This window comes from Oculatella sp. FACHB-28 (assembly GCF_014696015.1).
GTDB lineage: Bacteria > Cyanobacteriota > Cyanobacteriia > Elainellales > Elainellaceae > JAAUTN01.
This window is the reverse complement of the sequence record NZ_JACJPJ010000063.1, coordinates 15,210-31,897: the sequence shown is the minus strand read 5'-3', so window position 1 is coordinate 31,897 and position 16,688 is coordinate 15,210. Positions and strand designations below refer to the sequence as shown.

Below are 16,688 nucleotides of genomic sequence, written 5' to 3'. Positions count from 1 at the left end.
AGCGATCGCGCTGACCTGTTCATAAAGATATATTCCGATGCAAATCGAAAAAAATCTTCCCCACTAGGAAACAATCCGATATGTAGATTAGACAAACTTATTGGTTGAATAATATAGAACGCGATGGTAAGACAAGGTGATAGTGAGTGATGGTGAGAGGGTGGGAAGAGCACCTCTAAACCCTTACCTTTAACGGGTGATGTGTTTGGATATTGGTTTGATTTTGGGGATGATCAGTGGCAACAAATCAATGTTGTTTCAATTACTGAGAAGGCTGGCAAAGGCAAATATCCTAAAATTACTCAACGAGTAGGAGCCCGTCCTCCCTCAATATGTAAACTTTGACTAACGCATGGCACGACTGCATGTAAGGACTGACAGAGCCTATAGTTCTTGACAAGTACGGGCGATCGCCTTCCGCTAAACTGAGATATACATACACGGATAAAATAACCTGCGCTTATGTCTTCCCCAACTGCTGAATCCGTGCAAGCCGTTCTTGAGGAAGCGAAAACAAACGGTGTTTGCTTTCCTCCAGGAGACCTCTACAGTAACGAACCTCCCTTGGAAAGTGACCTGCACCGCGATCAAATTGATTTGTTGATTCGTCTGCTCCGATGGTATTGGCAGCAGCGACAAGACTTCTACGTTTCAGGCAACCTTACGGTTTACTACAGCCCTTATCAACGCAAGTCAGAAGATTTTCGCGGGCCGGACTTTTTTGTGGTGCTGGGCACAGAACGTAAGCCGCGCAAGAGTTGGGTCGTGTGGGAAGAGGAAGGTAAATACCCCAACGTCATCATTGAACTGCTCTCAGATTCGACCGCCAAAACCGACCGAGGCTTGAAGAAACAAATTTATCAAGATACCTTCCGCACCCCGGACTACTTTTGGTTTGACCCAAACACACTGGAGCTTCAGGGTTTTCATCTTCTGGATGGGCAATATCAAGACCTTCAGCCCAATCAGCAAGGTCAATTGTGGAGTCAACAGTTAAATCTCTATTTGGGTATTCATAATCGTGAACTACGCTTCTTTACGCCAGAAGGGCAACTGATTCCTACCCCAGAAGAATCGGCACAGGCATCTGAAGCAATAGCGGAGGCGGAACGACAACGGGCTGAAGCAGAACAGCAACGCAGTGAAAAACTAGCAGCAAAGCTAAGGGAACTAGGCATCGATCCGGATGCAGAAGCTTAAGTCTTATATCGAGGGCTTAAATTTTGAAGGGTGCTCCCGCACTGGGGAGCACCCTTCAAAATTAAGCTTCAATGACGACTCGCAGGTTGCCTCGCTTCTTAATTACCCGGCAGGCGGTCGCACTTCCCGATCGCTCAAACTCTAGATCTAGCAACGTTTGCCCGATTCTGAGATTGTGCAGCGACAAATGGTTGATCGACTCTGGCAAATTAGGGTCAATTACCCGCACATAGTTGTTTGCTGCGTCGGGTACCAGGTTAATCATCATTTGTAACAGTTGGAAAATCGTGCCAGTTGCCCACGCCTGAGGTGAACAGGCAACAGGATACTGCACAGGCCCGCTGTCATCGGTGCGATCGTAACCGCAGAATAGCTCTGGCGGACGCTGGTAGGGTTGTTGTAGTGTCATATCTACTAAACCCTGAGCAACTTCTAACGCCTGATCGACGAGTCCTAGCGATCGCAACCCCTGCACGATCATGCCGTTGTCGTGTGGCCAGACAGAGCCGACATGATAGCCCATTGGATTGTAAGCCGGAGAAAGGCTGCTGAGGGTACGAATGCCCCACCCATTAAACATATCTGGCGCGTGGAGCCGCTCTGCTACACTCTGAGCTTTTTCAGGGGTGAGAATGCCCAAGTTTAAGCAATGACCTGGGTTAGAGGTGATGCTGTCTACAGGGTTGCCGTTGCCATCAAGGGCGAGCGCACAGTAGTCCTGATCTGTTAACCAAAAGTCCTGATTAAACCGAGCTTTCAGATCTCTGGCTTCTTCCTGCCAGCGGTCTGCTAGGTCGAGCCGCTTCTTCATGCGGGCGATCTCGCTCAGGCGGACTTTAGCCGCGTACACATAGGCTTGAACCTCGCAAAGAGCGATCGCCCCAGTTGCCAGTTCTCCCTTGCGATTGACGATGCAGTCATTCGAGTCTTTCCAGCCCTGGTTGGCTAATCCCCGCTTAGACCGACGGTTGTAGCTGAGATAGCCCGTTTCCTGACAATTGATGTCAACCCATTCCATCGCAGCTAATGCGTTTGACCAGAGACGATCCAGGGTTTCCCGGTCGTGTGTCCAGGCATAGTGTTCAGCGTAGAGCATCAGCCACAACGGAGTTGCATCGACAGTGCCGTAGTAAGGCGTATGGGGAACTTCGTGGCAACGAGCCATCTCACCCAGGCGCAACTCGTGCAAGATTTTACCGGGTTCCTCTTCACGCCAATCATCGTCCGTTTTGCCCTGATATTGAGCCAGGATTGTTAGCGTTTCTTTGGCGATCGTGGGGTCGAGGATCAGCGTTTGAGAGGCGGCAATGATTGAGTCGCGCCCAAACAGCGTTGAGAACCAGGGCACCCCAGCTGACAAGATTTTGCCCTTGCCAAAGGTTTGCCGCAACAAGTAAACATCTTGCTCTGCCCGCTCAATCACCTGGTTAAAGCCCCGGTTGTCAGTGCGGATTTGAGTTACTAGCGATCGCCAGCTTTGCTCTTCTAACAACTCTGCAGCCTTAGCCTGCATCAGCGTCATCGGCACACTCACCGTTGAGACATGTCGGTTGTTAGTCAATAGCTGCAGCCGATAGCCTAACCGCTGGGTCTCATGAGACTGAAGCTCTAGCTGCCAAATTGCCGTAAATCCCTTAAAGGAGTCGGGCTGGCGATGGCAAAACTGAATGCGGGACTCCATCAAAGCGCCATCTAGCCCTTGATAGGCGATCGTTAACTCTTGGGGAGGGCGATCGACATCACCGTTCCAAGGAATATCTTGCGTTCGCGCCAGTTCTTCCAGCATCGCCAACTCTTCAGCAGAAGCCCCCCGAAAGCGATCGCCCACATTTGCTAGCACAGGTAGCTCAGTAGAAACAGTTTTTTCCTCTGGAGTCTGCACCAGACACAGCAACTGTCCCCGGTTTTCTCGGGCAGAACCCCGCACCTCAAACAAGTCAACAAAGTCAGCACCGAAACTCAAAGTCAGTTCAAATTTGACGGGACGGGTGCTGTAGTTAGTAATGGTTAACTCTTCAAACAGACCACCATTCAGCACAATATCTCGCTGAATGCCAATGGTTTCTGCCCGAATACCGCTATCGAGATTGGGGTTCGCACACAATACTGAAAGAGCAAATCCCTTGCGGGCATCGCTGCTTAGCAAAATGGGTGCCCGTCCTTCAAGCTGCAATTCCAGGCGGCTGAGAAATCGTGTGTCTCGACAAAACAACCCCATGCTGGTGGTTTGTTCGTTAACCAAACATCCACCGATGTTGCCGATCGTATCGGTGATTAGAAATAGGTCATCGTCTTTAAGCGTTAACGTTGGCTGAGGACGTTCTACAAGAACGCAAGGCCACTCTGGAACAGCAGCCTGGTCAGCAGGGATAAAAGTTCTACCGTCGATTTCGAGAATATCTGACATCCTTCCTACTTCAATTCTTGGGTCAAGGGAGTGATCGTAGCTTAGGAAGTCAGGCTAGAACTGCACTGTAAACGCTTAAAAATGCTTCTACACATCGCGTTAAGTGACGGGTCTAAACAGAATTAAACCCATCAGCTTTAGAACCATTGACTTATCCCAGGCTGGTCTAGTGAACCACAAAGCAGTGCAATCGTTAGGACGTTAATCCCAGAAAATATGGAGATGCCATACAGGATAAGAAAACTGCACGACGGGTGTTGCAAAGTTTGTGAGTGGGTCTGTTGGTTGATACCAAGACACTCTACCAGGAGTGCCACAAAACCATAGTTCACTCATACTTTATTCTGCCAACTCATTACACCAGCTGCCACCCTGCATCCCCCTATAGCAAGATGAATTAAATAATTTCTCAAGATCCTGAGATTTATAGTGGCTTAAATAGAGTGATTCAAATACAGTGACTCGAACCTTAAAAGGGGCTTGGCATTGCCAACCCCTTAAAGAAAACCGTCACGTGCTAAGCGTGAATGATTAGCTAACGCTATATTTGCTCAAACGGGGTAAGCTGCGAGATTGCCCATTTTTTGCAAAGCGGCCTTCTAGAATCTGCTGATACACCGCTTCGTAACCATCTACCATGCGTTGAACGCTAAAGTTGTCTGCGATGTGTTGACGACAATCGGTACGACTCAACTGGGGAACTGAGTCAAGCGCTGCTACGCATTCTTCTACTGTGTGACACAGGAAACCCGTTTTGCCATGAGCAATTACTTCTGGAGCTGAGCCAAGATCTATCCCAATTACAGGTGTTCCAGAAGCCATTGACTCAATCATTACCAGCCCAAACGGTTCTCGCCAGGTAATGGGGAACAGTGTCGCGACGGCTCCTCCCATTAGAGCATTCTTCTGAACGTGATTGAGCTCGCCTAAAAATTCAATCTGTTTGCCGTCAATGTGTGGCTTAATCGCTTCTTCGTAATAGTCCACATCTACTCGATCGACTTTTCCGCCTATTTTTAGGTGCCAACCTGTTTGTTTAGCAATGGCGATCGCCAGATGCGTTCCCTTCTCGGGAGAAATTCGTCCTAAAAAGGCCAGGTAAGGCGGGTTATCAGGTTGAGCATGAAATTTGTAAGTATCCAGCGCTACTCCGTTGTAGACGGTAGCGACGTAGTTAAGTCCTAGTCTGGCTTCTCGCTGAGCATTGGAGATGCTGACGTAAGGCTGGTTTTTAGCGTGAGTAAATAGCTTTTCGTTATCGGGCGTAAAAATGCCGTGAAGGGTATGAACTGTAGGGGTCTTCACCAAACCCGTATAAGGGATAGCACTGCAGCCCATGTGAGAGTGAATAACGTCAAACTGGTTTGCTTGTTCGTATACTCGCCCCAACTGCATCATCTCGTAAACGCCAGGTTCTTTCACGGTCGAGTCCAACCGTAGCGCTCGAGGATGGACAGACTCTAACTGAGCCAAGCTAATAGAATCACCTGATGCGAACAGCGTTACTTCGTGACCCCGACGTACTAATTCATCCGTTAGTAAGCTAACGACCAATTCTGCACCCCCATAAGCGGGGGGCGGTACCCTTTCCCATAAAGAAGCAATTTGAGCAATTTTCACGAATTAATCTCCTAAAAATAAAGAAAGTTAAAACGGGGCAGCTCCATTCTCTTCAGGTCTACCCTTTACCCCATCATGCTTGGGAGCTATAACCATAGACCAAAAGGAATGGAAAAGCGCTTTATGAAAGTTATGCAGCAATTGCATCAAGCCCTTGCGCTGTATGCATCAGATGCGACTCTTTATGCCTTGAGATACAGATACGGCTCTTGTTTTTAGCTGACAATTAATAGGCTGTTCTTCTCTAGCAATCAAGATGAACTCGAACGCGAAAACTGAACAGAGAAAGCCTTCTGAGGCAGCGCTCAATGCTAACAGTGACAGTTTTGATTTTGATCTATGGTCACGAGAAGTGAGAAGTCAGCTGTTGGCATCTCTACGAAAGAGAACGATGCGAGAGCAAGAAGATCGGTAGGGCTGGATCACTACTGCATTCCTTGCTTAGAGCGTTCTTTAACCAGGCAAGCCTTGGGTAACTCTATTTCTCTAGAGATAGTAGTTCTCAAATGCCTTGCTTATCTGCTTTTCTAGAGGATCAAGGGGCGATCGCCACCTGGTCAGTTTCGATTTGTTTCACTCCATCGATCTGAGCCGTGATTTTTACAACTTGCTCTAACACTGACTGATTGGGTGACTCTCCTCGAAACTCGATCATGTTGCCTCGTTGCACGATTTGTAAACTCTCAACATCTGCAACTGAGCTTTGATCCAGCGCTAAAGCCACCCGTTTTGCTAACCCACCCTGGTCAAATTCTCCCTCTAAACCCATGTTTTCTGGTAGGGGTGGCGGGGTATGCATTCCTGCTTTCTCACGCAAATCGCGGTCATACTGTCCTGTAAGCCCTGGACTCATTTGCCCTTCATAGTGAACTGGGCGATCGCTAGCAGAGTGCTTATCTTCTGCGACCTTCTCAACGATCAGTCTTTCCATCCAAGTCATGACTTGACCTCCTTTTCAGATCCTTGCGGCGTAGCCCAGCGCTTACTCAATTCTTAGAAGGTGTGTTTAGAAAGCTCGCTCAAGCAGGTTTACTACTGCTGCGCTAACTCTTTTGCTCTAGCCAATTCATCTTTGTCACCCACAAACATCAGTAAATATTTGTGGGAAAGATGATCCCGGTCAGCTGCTACACCTGACTTAGGCACATTTACTCCAGCAAGGCCAGCGATTAACCCTCCGGCGATCGCTCCGATGCCTGCCCCTGCAAAAATAGCACCCCATGAAAAGGGACCAGAGTTGATAAACGCAACAGGGCTAACCGCTTTCATATTCCCTGCTCCCAAACTTAGTAGCAGACCAACTAGCGCTCCTAGTATTGTCCCAACTAAAGCACCCCCTCCAGCACTTTCAGCGGCTTTAGTGTCTTGAGCCGGAGGATTTGGGTCTAGAGCTTGAGTTTGGATAAAAACCTGATCATTGGAAAAACCTGCTTTGAGTAGTGCGTCGCGAGCAACTTCTGCTGATTGCTGCTGCTGAAAGACCCCCACAGTACGCTGTAGCCTTTCCGTTGGGCTTTGACTCGTCATGATCGTCCCCCTCGTATCCGTACTGATCCTAACTGATCCTAGTGATCCCGTTCTATGTGTCTTCAGTTTGTGTTTTGTTCGCGACAAAAACTTCAGGCCACAGCAGCAAAAGACAATTCAGTTAATCCTTCTTTGGGTAGAACACATCGCTTTAATTACTAGACAAACTATCACTCAAAAAACCTAGGTGAAGCGCTATATCTAATCTGTCTTGAGAACGAGGAGAGTTAGATTTAGACATTCTAGACTTGAGCGTAACCTTGGGAATCTATAGAGAAGTATTAGCTTCACTCATTGCTCAAGAAGAACTAGGAATAAATATAGGAACCGTAATGTTTTTAGAGAATAAGCAAACAGGAGATCTGGTTGAAGTGCTTGATCCAGAAGCTTTGTTTAACCCTGTAAAAGATTCAATCTCTGCTCAAGTGCAAGCTGGACAAGAGGAACAAGAGCCGGCTTCAATTAGCAAAAAAAATTTGAAATTTCCTTCTGGTGAAGAGTTGCCTCGCTGCTGGGTCGATGCAGATTACCGAACCAACTAACTGTTTTTGAACTGTACTATTTTTTGAATTGCATAAGGTTAGAACGCGTGACCAAAGATGATAGAAGCCTTGAAGGACAAGCATTAGGCAAGGCTGCTGAGATTGGCATTAAAAGCCAACTAGATGAAGTCCAAGAAGTGAATGTCGATGTCGATGCACAGGCTCTTGGACTCGCTCAAGGAAAGGTAGATTCTGTCTCCATCAAAGGCAAGGGAATGGTGATGGAGAAAGACCTGCGGGTTGAAGATATGGAGCTTCAAACGGACAGTGTTTCAATTAACCCACTTAGCCTTGCTTTCGGTAAAGTCGAATTAACTCGCCCAGTAGATGCTTCCGCTCACGTGGTTTTGTTGGAAGAAGACATTAATCGGGCGTTCAATTCTGAATACATTCGGAGCAAAATGCAAGGGCTGGATGTACATGTAAACGGAAAGGTGACAAAAGTTGATTTTCAACAGGTCGATTTTCGTTTGCCTGATTCTACTAAAGTCGCTCTAAGCGCCACCATTTTAGACAAGGAAACGGGTGAGAGTCAGCCTGTCGCTTTTACAGCAAAGCCAGAAATTGGTGAAGGTGGGCAACGAGTTGTTTTGACACAAGTAGAATATCACGATGGTAAAGATCTTTCACCAGAGCTAACAGAAGCACTTTTGGAACGCTCTGCTGAATTACTAGATTTACGTAATTTTGAACTAGAAGGTATGTCCTTCCAAATTCAAAAGTTAGATATTTCTGAAGGTAAATTAGCGCTTCAAACAGCAGCCCGTGTTGAGCAGTTTCCTTCATAAGCCGTTGTAATTCACTACTGTGAATTTGCAATTCCACGCTTTATCCATCGTTTTACACTAGGAGAATCAGCATGACTCAAACGCCTAACATTCCGCCAATTATTGAGAGCGATGAGAGAGAATATCGTGATAGCGGTGTGCCTAGCACCGTGGCGATCGCCGGACACCCTATTCATCCTGTAATTGTGACTCTTCCAATCGCATTTCTAGTCGGTGCGTTTGCGACGGATGCTGTGTATTGGTTGGTGGGTGATGACTTTTGGGCAAGAGCTTCTTTCTGGCTAATTGCTGCGGGTCTAGTAACTGGAATCGCTGCAGCCATAACCGGGATGTTAGATTTCTTGAGAATTGGACGAGTTCGTAAGCATAGTGCAGGTTGGGCGCACATGGTCGCGAATGTGGCCGTGTTGGTGCTGACCATCATTAACCTAGTGCTGCGCTGGAACAATGTAACTGGGGCAGTTCTACCGGCTGGGTTAATCCTGTCGCTAATTGTTGCAGCGTTGTTAGGCATCAGCGGATGGTATGGAGGTGAACTGGTCTATCGCCACAAAATTGCCGTAATTGGCTATGGTGATCCTGAAGGACCCTAAAGGCGAGCGGTATTGGAAACACCAAGGTTGAATCAAAGGTTGAGTGGAAAAGGGGAAGGACTAGTCCTTCCCTTTTTATTTACTCCCTTACTAGTTAAAGATTACAGCTATCTTCAGATGGGTAAGCCATAGCGTAGGGGCGGTTCGCGAACCGCCCTACAGAGATTTGTGGTTTATACAAGTGAAAAAGGAGTAATTGAAATGGTTGACGCTATAAAAGTACACTTTCTAAAGGTTTGTGCTGGAGCTTCGGGAAGTTTTTATGGAACTATTTACAGGAGTTTTGAGTGCTGTAATTGCTGCAATTGTGTCTCTTATCATCGCGCTCATTTCCTTTGTGACTAACAAAAATACTTTAAGGTCAGAGCGGGAAAAGTTTGAGCGAGAGCTGCAAAGAAGTATGACTTCTAAGCTATATGATTTAAGACTCGAAATGTATCCAGAAGCGATCGCCATCACGGATGGGTTGCGAAAATCACAAATGGCTGCTCAACAAGCACACTTATCTGAAACTTATTTCAAAGATATTGCTAAAAAACTCGATGAATGGCACAGTACCAAAGCATTTTTGTTGTTGTCACGCAGTGCAGTGGATACCCTTTACACTTTACGTAGAGTTTTGAGAGAAAAACCTGAGATGGAGGGGCAGTATTCAAAAGAGCAGTTAGAGAAAATCTGGAAAGCTAAAGGCGCGTTTCGGAGTGCTTTACGTTCTGATATCCAGTTTTTGTATGAGGAAGAAACAGAATCTCGAGATGATTAAACAGAGGGATAGATATAAGAATCAAGGAGGTGATTAGCGGATGCTTTCCTAATTCTCAGGATTTAAAGGGTTAGTTGAAAGGTATTTTCCAAATCGAACGCGGTACCAATTAAAGCAGGGCGACCGTTGAATTCAGCCCAGGTTGCTATTATCTCCAAGCAATGGATCTCACCTGCTTTCGTAATCATTTCTAGCTCATGGCGAAGAAATATAGGTTTACCAAGCTGAATTTCTAGCCTATTAGTATAAGCAAGCAGATCAGGATCAACCAGATCCCAAAGTTTCATGGTGTGAAGTTCTGTTTGGGTGTAGCCCGTCAACTGCTCTGTGGCTGGGTTGACATAGCAGAACTGTTCGTCTTGATAGATAAAAATGGCAGATGTAGCTGTCTCGGCTACTGCCCGAAATTTTGCTTCACTTTCCTGCAACGTTGCCTCTATTTGTCTGCGCTCAGTAACATCACGCGCTACAACACAGAGTGCCAACACACCTTTAAATGAAATTAGGCTCAGTCTAACTTCAGCTTCTATCCAAAATCCATCTTTGTGACGACACGGTTGTTCTGTGATGAGGCAGTGCTGTTCTAGCAGCAGATGATGAATCTGCCGATCGATTTGGTGGCGATCGCCCTCCACTATGTCGTACAAGTTTAAGGTTAATCCCTCAATCTGGTCATATCCCAACCACCGCTGAAAAGCTAAATTAGCTTGCAGAACCTGCTTAGTATCTAGGTCTACTACGCAAATGCTTTCTAAGGTTGACTTGTCGTGGTCTAAAGAATTTTGATCTGGACGTTTTAAAGAAGTCTGGTGAGCCACACACACAAGTTTTGCCAGAGCTTGTTTGGCAGCTTCGGCTGACCGGAGACGCAACAATAGCTGCTCCAAAATCTGGCACTCAGTCTGGAATATGCCTAACTCAATCACGGGTTCTCCTGATGCTGAGATCACGGGTAGTGCAAACTCCTGAAGCCTGTTAAAGGGTTCAAGGGCTTGACTTAATAACTTGCCCCGATGTTCCTGAGTCAGAAATTAAGAAGGGAAGAGAGAGCCTGCGGGAGGAAGAAGAGTGTAACATTTATTTCCTTCAGGGCTTATATAGACAAAGCACGAAACAGATAATTCCTGCCTTAACAAGGGGCTTAAGCTCTTTATATCTAAAGGTAAGCGCGTGGGTTTGTTCTTAACAAATTTACAAGCCCATTCGGATTAGGTTGTAGATTCCGTGAAGTCTTTATACAAAGCTGGCTTAGCCCGCTTTGGGCTGATACGTTTTAGGTAGGGTAATCTATCGTCTGGCGCTGTAGGAGTCTACAAGCTGAGCAGAGTAAACGGTTTTAAAGTTTGAACAATAAATTTAAGTAAAAATGGCTAGTAAGTTAGTAGCATTTAGACTGCCAGACGATGTCGTACAGGCGATCGAATCTGAAGCTAAGACAACTGGAAAAGACAAAACGGCAGTTGTCGTTCAGGCGCTCCGACATTTCTTTGATTTGCCTTCTGCATCAGAGTCCAACCGGGTAGAAGGACTTCAGCAACAGATGAATGAGCTTCAGCAGAAGGTGGAAAGGTTGACCGAGCAGCTTAGCAAAACGACTTTATCTCAACTGAAGTAACTGGCGCTGTTGCTTAACCTACACACAGGACTGATTATTTAAACGAAGAAAGGGAGATGGGGCTTTGCCCCGTCTCCCTTTCTTCAACCTGTTCCTTTCTAGTTCTCTTGCACGATCGTGAGCGTGTATGGATGGCTGGACTGAGTGCGATCGCCCACAAACACGGAGTAAGTTCCCTGTTCCCACACGCCAGGAACTTCGATATTGCCACCAGAATAGCTATCCGCCAAGACGCACTGATTGCGTCCACCCGGACCCTGGATTAGTAGGGTTGGCTGTCCTTCACTTTGCAAGGTAAACCGCAGGGAGGCATTTTCCCCGGTCACTCTCACAACCTCGTTGGGTGTGCTAGCAATAAAACCACACTGGCTGGATTGCGAACCGCCTGATGAGCCTTGGCTAACCGCTTGACCAGAGGAGATCGGAGTTTGTACATCTGCACGAGCAACGGTTGCAGCGGTGAGGGTTGCTAGTAGAGCGGCAGGGATAACCAGAGCTTTCATTAGTAGTTTCATGTGTTCAACCCTCCAATGGGGCTTCAATATCTGTATCCTAGCGTTGTAATTTTTATAACCTTGTTCTTTCTGTGACAGTTCCTCAACTGAACAATATTAGCTTTGAAATCTCACAGGTTCAATTTCTGAAGGACCGTAAAAATAGCGATTGATAGCCCGGCGGCAGCAGGAATTGTAACAAGCCAGGCTAAGGCAATCTGGCGCAGGGTGCCAAATTGAATAGAGGAGTCCGGCGATCGCCCTCGTTGTACCAGTCCAATCCCCACGACCGCACCCACTAGAGCATGGGAAGTAGAAATCGGCAAACCCAGTCGAGATGCAAGTAAAACAGTGGTTGCAGTCGATAATTCTGCACAAAAGCCAGCACTGGGCTGAAGCGGAATGATGCCTTCTCCAATAGTTTTGATCACGTTCTTGCCGAATACTGCCAATCCAGCCGTGATCCCAATGCCGCCCAGTACCAAAATCCAGGTCGGAACGCTGAAATCGCTAAGAGGAATGCTGCCTGTGCGGTGAATGTAAACGATCGCCGCTAGGGGTGCGACAGCATTCCCTACATCGTTAGAGCCGTGAGCAAAAGCAACGAAGCAAGCGCTGAGAAATTGGAAGCGAGCAAGTTGGGTTTCAACTGGGTTAGGGAATGGGGAGTGGGGAGTGAGGATCGGGGATTGGGGGGGAGGGGGTGCGGATTGGGTGTGGGTTTTGAGTTGGTTCCAGGTGATGAGGGTGAGGCTGGCGGTGGCGATCGCTCCAACCATTAGCGGCAGATCATGGGACGGAAGTGGTAATGCTTGAAATTGCGGTAGACGAAAAATGGGTGGGAGAGCGATCGCGCTAAAAACGCTGACTAGAGCAGCACTGAGCCAGGGAATCCATTCATAAAGCTGCTGGACTGGGTTGGATTGCGCCAGAATCCAGCGGTAAATCAGGGTGTAAAACAGTGCGCTGACCGAGCCACTAATTGCTGGGGTCAATATCCAGGTAACGGAAATGATACCCAGTGAGCCCCAATCTACGGCTTGAGTGCCTGCTGCTAGCCAACCAAATCCGGCGATCGCTCCTACAACGGCGTGAGAAGAAGCAACGGGTAGCCCAAACGTTGTTGCGACTTGTAGCCAGATGCCACAGGCAATTAACGTTGAGGTCATTCCCAGTAGCAGCACATGGGGATCAGCAGCAAACGTAGCGGGATCAACAACTCCCGTAGCAATTGTGTTTGAAACATTTCTGCCAAATAGAACTGCGCCGGTGAATTCGAGAATTCCGGCGATCGCCAATGCCTGCCGCAGGGTTACTGCCTTTGAACCAACAGACGTTCCCATCGAGTTGGCAACATCGTTAGCACCCAGGTTCCAGGCGACATAAAAAGCGAGAACAGCAGTTAGACCAAGAAACAGCATGTTAAGTGAACCAGACCAGCTTAACTCCCTTCAAACTCTCGCCTGTAGCGCCCCTCGTATAACTTAGCTTCATCAAAAATTTATACTTGAGCCGGATAAAACCTTGTGCTGAAAAGAGTTTGATCCTAATTTCTGCAATTTTTGCCTTCCCTGAGATTCAGCCTAGGGTAAGATGTTGTGCTTTTTTCCGCTTGTTACAGTGCGGTTGTTAACTTAACGTTACGTGAACGTCACTTGGAAATAGCCTGCTTTAGTAGGTTTTGTAGCCCACTCATAGCCCATTGTTAAACGCTGGTCTTGACACTATCTTTACACATGGATACAACCGATGTTATACACGTATAACGCCTTGACTTTGACTGACTGTTAGACCTTGTTTGGTTTTAGGTCAGAACTCAGCCCCCGATTTAGCGTTGTTTCAGTTAGGGAGTTCAGTAGATACAGCGCCAAGGAGTTGCAAAGTCAAAATTCAGTTTGAGAACTGAAATGGCGGTCGGATTTAGGGCAATTATCGCCAGTATTCTTCAGCCTTGATTGGAAGGATAGCTAGTGACTTCTAACCCTAAGTCAATCACCTGAAGATTCGTCACAATTGCACACCCCTGACTGCTCACCCTTTAACGAGTGAACTTTTTTCATATGGCTATTTCACACGTTCACCCTACTGTCGTAGCGCTGCCAGATGTGACTGACGCAGAGGCGTTACCAAACCTGGATGTACATCTACTAGGTCGTCGAATTACCTGTATGACAGCGACAGCAATCGTTGGAGCTATTCATAGCGCCTGTGTTGAGCAGAGAAAAATTACGGTGGCGCACTCCAATGTGCATGGGTTCAATCTATCCATGCAGCTACCCTGGTTCTACAATTTCTTGCAAAGTGCAGACATCGTGCATTGTGATGGCACGGGGATTTTAAAGGCAATCCGGATTATGGGAACGGAGCTACCGATTCAGTATCGTGTCTCCTACACTCAGCTATTGCCGAAGCTTTTACAGCATTGTGACCAGCATGGGCTGTCTCTTTTTCTGCTGGGTTCTGAGTGTGAGCATTTGCAGAAAGCATTGGAGAATGTGCGGACTCAGTACCCCAACATTCGGCTGAGCGGTCACGACGGCTATTTCGACATGAATGACCCTGTTGAGAATGATTTAGTGGTTGAGCAGATCAATCGAGTCAAGCCCAACGTTTTGTTAGTGGGAATGGGAATGCCACGCCAGGAAAACTGGATTCGGCAAAACCGTCATCGGCTTTCGACCAATGCGATTTTGGCGGGTGGTGCAGCAATTGATCGGCTGGCAGGGATCGTTTCAACCTGTCCTACTTATCTCTCTAATGCTGGACTGGAGTGGCTTTATCGGTTGTGGCACGAGCCCAAACGGTTAGCGACGCGCTATTTGCTGGGCAATCCTGCTTTCCTGATGCAGATTGCTTTGGCAAAGGTGCAGGTACGTCCGGCAGAGGTTCTGGTGATTCAGTCTCAGCAATGACTTTCATACACATGAGATGAAAATTCTCCAGGCAATTTATCAGTATCAAACGGGTGGCGGCTCGCTTCAGGTTGTCGCGGACTTAGCAACTGCTGCCCGCTGTAGTGAACATGAGGTGACGGTTTTAGCCAAAGATGCTGATGTGTCGGAGGCGATCGCCGCTGAGCGTTTCTTTACAGGCAACAAACTTCTAGACGGTTGGCGGCTCTGGCAGCGACTACAGCGCGAGAATTACGACATTGTGCATGTGCACGATCGCTACTGTTCCCTGTTGTTGCGGTTGATCCCCCAGGTGCCTGCTTCTGTGCAGACCAACCACATTGCCTATCGCACTCGCCGTCGCCTCACCCGCTTTGCTGATTGTGTAGTGGGTTGTTCTAAAGCAATGGACCGACACCATGCGGAGTTTTTTCGTCTGCCGCCGGAGCGACGGGCACTGATCCCCAATGGTGTCTATTTCCGTTCACCCAACCTAGAACGCGCTGAAGCACTGCGTCAGCAATTACCCGCATCATTGCGATCGCGTCAAATTTGCTTAACGGTGGCTCGGCTTTCAGAGCAGAAGGGTCATGCTCATCTGTTGGAGGCGATTGCCCAGCTTCCACACTCCCTGCGTGAATCTTGGTGCTTTGTCTGGGCAGGGGACGGTGAACTCAGAGAAACTCTGCAACTCCAGGCAAAACAGCAAGGCGTTTCCCAGGACATTGTATTTTTGGGGCAAACTTCAGAGGTTTCAGAATGGCTCTCTCTTGCCGATGCCTTCGTGCTGCCGTCTCTGTATGAAGGTTTGCCTCTAGCGCTAATGGAAGCAATGGCAGCAGGTTTACCCTGTCTCGCAACAGATATTGACGGCAATCAAGAATTACTGCATCAGGGTGAAAATGGCTGGCTGTGCCAAGCGCGTGATCCAAAAGCTTTGGCTAATGCACTAGAGCATTTGCTAACGGATGAGGAATTGCGATCGCGCCTCGGCAAGCAAGCTCAAGCCGATTACTGGAGCCAGTGGACCTTTGATCGCACCTGGCAGCAGTACGAAGCGCTTTATCAGCGGTTAGCGTCTAGAAGTCGGGGATTGGGGGTTAGAGGTTGGGGATTGGGAAAGATCTCCAGCCCAACCCCCAGCCCCTAGTTCTTTCTTCATGAAACTTTATTGAGATTTCACCGTCTCTTCAGCAGAAGTATCTGGATCACTGCAATGCCTAATTCATCTGAAGCGTCCAGCGATCGCCTTCCCAAGTTTAGCGTCGTGATCCCGGCGTACAACGCCAGTCCGTTTTTGGCAGATTGTCTCAACTCGGTGTTGGCGCAGACCGACCCAGACTTTGAGGCGATCGTGGTCAACGATGGCTCTACGGACAATACGCTTGAGATTGCGGCAGAATTTGCCCAGCGCGATCGGCGGATTGTTCTGGTTAGTCGAATCAACGGAGGGTTGGCGGCTGCCCGCAACAGCGGCATCGCAGCGGCAAAAGGTGAACTGGTGGCATTTCTGGATGCAGACGATCGCTGGTGTCCTGAAAAATTGGCGGCTCACCGTCAGGCGATGGATAGTGACCCTAATGCATCAGTGAGTTATGACTGGGCAGCGTTTATTGACGTAAAGGGCGATCGCACGGGACTTCACATGAGCCAAGCCCAGATCAACCTGACCCACGAAGCACTGCTGCTCAAAAATTATCTAGGCAATGGCAGTACAGCCGTGGTGCGACGGTATGTGCTAGAGCAAGCCAATGGATTTGACCCCAGCCTGCGCCGGATGGTTGACCAAGAACTTTGGGTCCGCCTGAGTTTTTATGGACATCGGTTTCATCTCGTTCCGCAAACGCTAACCGAATATCGAACGCATCCGGGCAGCTTCACGGCGGACACCGAGCGAATGCTGCAAGGGCTGGAGACGTTTTTGCAGCAGATTGCCGTTTATGCGCCCGATAGCGTTGAGCGGTTAAGACCCCAAGCGATCGCCTTTACCCATCGCTGGATGGCTCGTGCTGCTTTTGTTGCTGGAAACTACTCCGCCGCAAGGCAACACGCCCAAGAATCATTGAAAGCTTCGCCTAAAGTCCTGTGGCATGATCCCCGCGCACCGATTACTTTTGCGGCGATCGCCGTTCAGTCTGTCACGCCTCAACCTGTATTCAACCAATTCCTACAGCTGGGACATCAGCTTACATCACGCTGGTTTCAAATGCGATCAGGAGGGCAGGCAAGGATTTAGGAAATGTTATTG

At 48.1% G+C, this 16,688-nt stretch carries 16 protein-coding genes; 9 read left to right on the top strand and 7 right to left on the bottom strand.

Going from position 1 to position 16,688, the window contains the following annotated elements; all coding sequences use genetic code 11:
- Positions 1–462: 462 nt before the first annotated feature.
- Positions 463–1,200 carry a Uma2 family endonuclease gene (locus tag H6F88_RS13430; protein ID WP_190643256.1) on the top strand — a complete coding sequence of 246 codons (738 nt, stop codon included), beginning with the start codon at positions 463–465 and terminating at the stop codon, positions 1,198–1,200.
- Positions 1,201–1,261: 61 nt separating this feature from the next.
- Here H6F88_RS13430 and H6F88_RS13425 read toward each other — a convergent pair whose 3' ends face one another.
- From H6F88_RS13425 to H6F88_RS13410, 4 genes are all read right to left on the bottom strand, one after another.
- Positions 1,262–3,607, bottom strand: coding sequence for an amylo-alpha-1,6-glucosidase (locus H6F88_RS13425; RefSeq protein WP_190643255.1), 2,346 nt, complete (start codon positions 3,605–3,607; stop codon positions 1,262–1,264).
- A 531-nt stretch (positions 3,608–4,138) separates the two neighbouring features.
- The gene (locus tag H6F88_RS13420) at positions 4,139–5,227 is read right to left on the bottom strand and encodes a glycosyltransferase (RefSeq protein ID WP_190643254.1); all 1,089 of its coding nucleotides are present in this window, start codon (positions 5,225–5,227) and stop codon (positions 4,139–4,141) included.
- Positions 5,228–5,762: 535 nt separating this feature from the next.
- On the bottom strand, positions 5,763–6,167 hold the full coding sequence (locus H6F88_RS13415; RefSeq protein ID WP_190643253.1) for a BON domain-containing protein: 405 nt from the start codon (positions 6,165–6,167) through the stop codon (positions 5,763–5,765).
- Between the two features lie 92 nt (positions 6,168–6,259).
- Positions 6,260–6,754 (bottom strand): hypothetical protein, encoded by a 495-nt coding sequence (locus H6F88_RS13410; protein ID WP_190643252.1) that lies wholly within the window; start codon positions 6,752–6,754, stop codon positions 6,260–6,262.
- Positions 6,755–7,014: 260 nt separating this feature from the next.
- Between H6F88_RS13410 and H6F88_RS13405 the strand changes: the two genes are divergently transcribed.
- The 4 genes from H6F88_RS13405 to H6F88_RS13390 all read left to right on the top strand — a co-directional run bounded on the left by H6F88_RS13405 (position 7,015) and on the right by H6F88_RS13390 (position 9,440).
- Positions 7,015–7,296, top strand: a complete 282-nt coding sequence (locus H6F88_RS13405; RefSeq protein ID WP_242050539.1) for an acetyltransferase — start codon at positions 7,015–7,017, stop codon at positions 7,294–7,296.
- 47 nt (positions 7,297–7,343) lie between these two features.
- The gene (locus tag H6F88_RS13400; protein ID WP_190643251.1) at positions 7,344–8,084 is read left to right on the top strand and encodes an LmeA family phospholipid-binding protein; all 741 of its coding nucleotides are present in this window, start codon (positions 7,344–7,346) and stop codon (positions 8,082–8,084) included.
- Positions 8,085–8,155: 71 nt separating this feature from the next.
- A complete protein-coding gene (locus H6F88_RS13395) occupies positions 8,156–8,677 on the top strand; it encodes a DUF2231 domain-containing protein (RefSeq protein WP_190643250.1) in 522 nt (173 codons plus the stop codon).
- Positions 8,678–8,939: 262 nt separating this feature from the next.
- Positions 8,940–9,440 carry a hypothetical protein gene (locus tag H6F88_RS13390; RefSeq protein ID WP_190643249.1) on the top strand — a complete coding sequence of 167 codons (501 nt, stop codon included), beginning with the start codon at positions 8,940–8,942 and terminating at the stop codon, positions 9,438–9,440.
- Positions 9,441–9,502: 62 nt separating this feature from the next.
- On the opposite strand, the gene H6F88_RS13385 is transcribed toward H6F88_RS13390, so the two are convergent.
- The gene (locus H6F88_RS13385; RefSeq protein ID WP_190643248.1) at positions 9,503–10,390 is read right to left on the bottom strand and encodes a PAS domain-containing protein; all 888 of its coding nucleotides are present in this window, start codon (positions 10,388–10,390) and stop codon (positions 9,503–9,505) included.
- 416 nt (positions 10,391–10,806) lie between these two features.
- On the opposite strand from H6F88_RS13385, the gene H6F88_RS13380 reads away from it, so the two are divergent.
- Complete coding sequence (locus H6F88_RS13380; protein ID WP_190643247.1) at positions 10,807–11,055, top strand: hypothetical protein; 249 nt, start codon at positions 10,807–10,809, stop codon at positions 11,053–11,055.
- A 98-nt stretch (positions 11,056–11,153) separates the two neighbouring features.
- On the opposite strand, the gene H6F88_RS13375 is transcribed toward H6F88_RS13380, so the two are convergent.
- Both H6F88_RS13375 and H6F88_RS13370 read right to left on the bottom strand, forming a co-directional pair.
- A complete protein-coding gene (locus H6F88_RS13375) occupies positions 11,154–11,570 on the bottom strand; it encodes a hypothetical protein (protein ID WP_190643246.1) in 417 nt (138 codons plus the stop codon).
- A 110-nt stretch (positions 11,571–11,680) separates the two neighbouring features.
- On the bottom strand, positions 11,681–12,970 hold the full coding sequence (locus tag H6F88_RS13370) for an inorganic phosphate transporter (RefSeq protein ID WP_190643245.1): 1,290 nt from the start codon (positions 12,968–12,970) through the stop codon (positions 11,681–11,683).
- A 639-nt stretch (positions 12,971–13,609) separates the two neighbouring features.
- Between H6F88_RS13370 and H6F88_RS13365 the strand changes: the two genes are divergently transcribed.
- From H6F88_RS13365 to H6F88_RS13355, 3 genes are all read left to right on the top strand, one after another.
- Positions 13,610–14,461 (top strand): WecB/TagA/CpsF family glycosyltransferase, encoded by an 852-nt coding sequence (locus H6F88_RS13365; RefSeq protein ID WP_190643276.1) that lies wholly within the window; start codon positions 13,610–13,612, stop codon positions 14,459–14,461.
- Positions 14,462–14,477: 16 nt separating this feature from the next.
- Complete coding sequence (locus H6F88_RS13360; protein ID WP_190643244.1) at positions 14,478–15,590, top strand: glycosyltransferase; 1,113 nt, start codon at positions 14,478–14,480, stop codon at positions 15,588–15,590.
- A gap of 66 nt (positions 15,591–15,656) precedes the next feature.
- Positions 15,657–16,676, top strand: coding sequence for a glycosyltransferase family A protein (locus H6F88_RS13355; protein ID WP_190643243.1), 1,020 nt, complete (start codon positions 15,657–15,659; stop codon positions 16,674–16,676).
- The last annotated feature ends 12 nt before the right edge of the window (positions 16,677–16,688 follow it).

Coding starts and splice junctions, on each gene's coding strand:
- H6F88_RS13430 (WP_190643256.1), top strand. CDS start 463: ATGTCTTCCCCAACTGCTGAATCCGTGCAAGCCGTTCTTGAGGAAGCG.
- H6F88_RS13425 (WP_190643255.1), bottom strand. CDS start 3,607: ATGTCAGATATTCTCGAAATCGACGGTAGAACTTTTATCCCTGCTGAC.
- H6F88_RS13415 (WP_190643253.1), bottom strand. CDS start 6,167: ATGACTTGGATGGAAAGACTGATCGTTGAGAAGGTCGCAGAAGATAAG.
- H6F88_RS13410 (WP_190643252.1), bottom strand. CDS start 6,754: ATGACGAGTCAAAGCCCAACGGAAAGGCTACAGCGTACTGTGGGGGTC.
- H6F88_RS13395 (WP_190643250.1), top strand. CDS start 8,156: ATGACTCAAACGCCTAACATTCCGCCAATTATTGAGAGCGATGAGAGA.
- H6F88_RS13390 (WP_190643249.1), top strand. CDS start 8,940: ATGGAACTATTTACAGGAGTTTTGAGTGCTGTAATTGCTGCAATTGTG.
- H6F88_RS13380 (WP_190643247.1), top strand. CDS start 10,807: ATGGCTAGTAAGTTAGTAGCATTTAGACTGCCAGACGATGTCGTACAG.
- H6F88_RS13375 (WP_190643246.1), bottom strand. CDS start 11,570: ATGAAACTACTAATGAAAGCTCTGGTTATCCCTGCCGCTCTACTAGCA.
- H6F88_RS13370 (WP_190643245.1), bottom strand. CDS start 12,970: ATGCTGTTTCTTGGTCTAACTGCTGTTCTCGCTTTTTATGTCGCCTGG.
- H6F88_RS13365 (WP_190643276.1), top strand. CDS start 13,610: ATGGCTATTTCACACGTTCACCCTACTGTCGTAGCGCTGCCAGATGTG.
- H6F88_RS13360 (WP_190643244.1), top strand. CDS start 14,478: ATGAAAATTCTCCAGGCAATTTATCAGTATCAAACGGGTGGCGGCTCG.
- H6F88_RS13355 (WP_190643243.1), top strand. CDS start 15,657: ATGCCTAATTCATCTGAAGCGTCCAGCGATCGCCTTCCCAAGTTTAGC.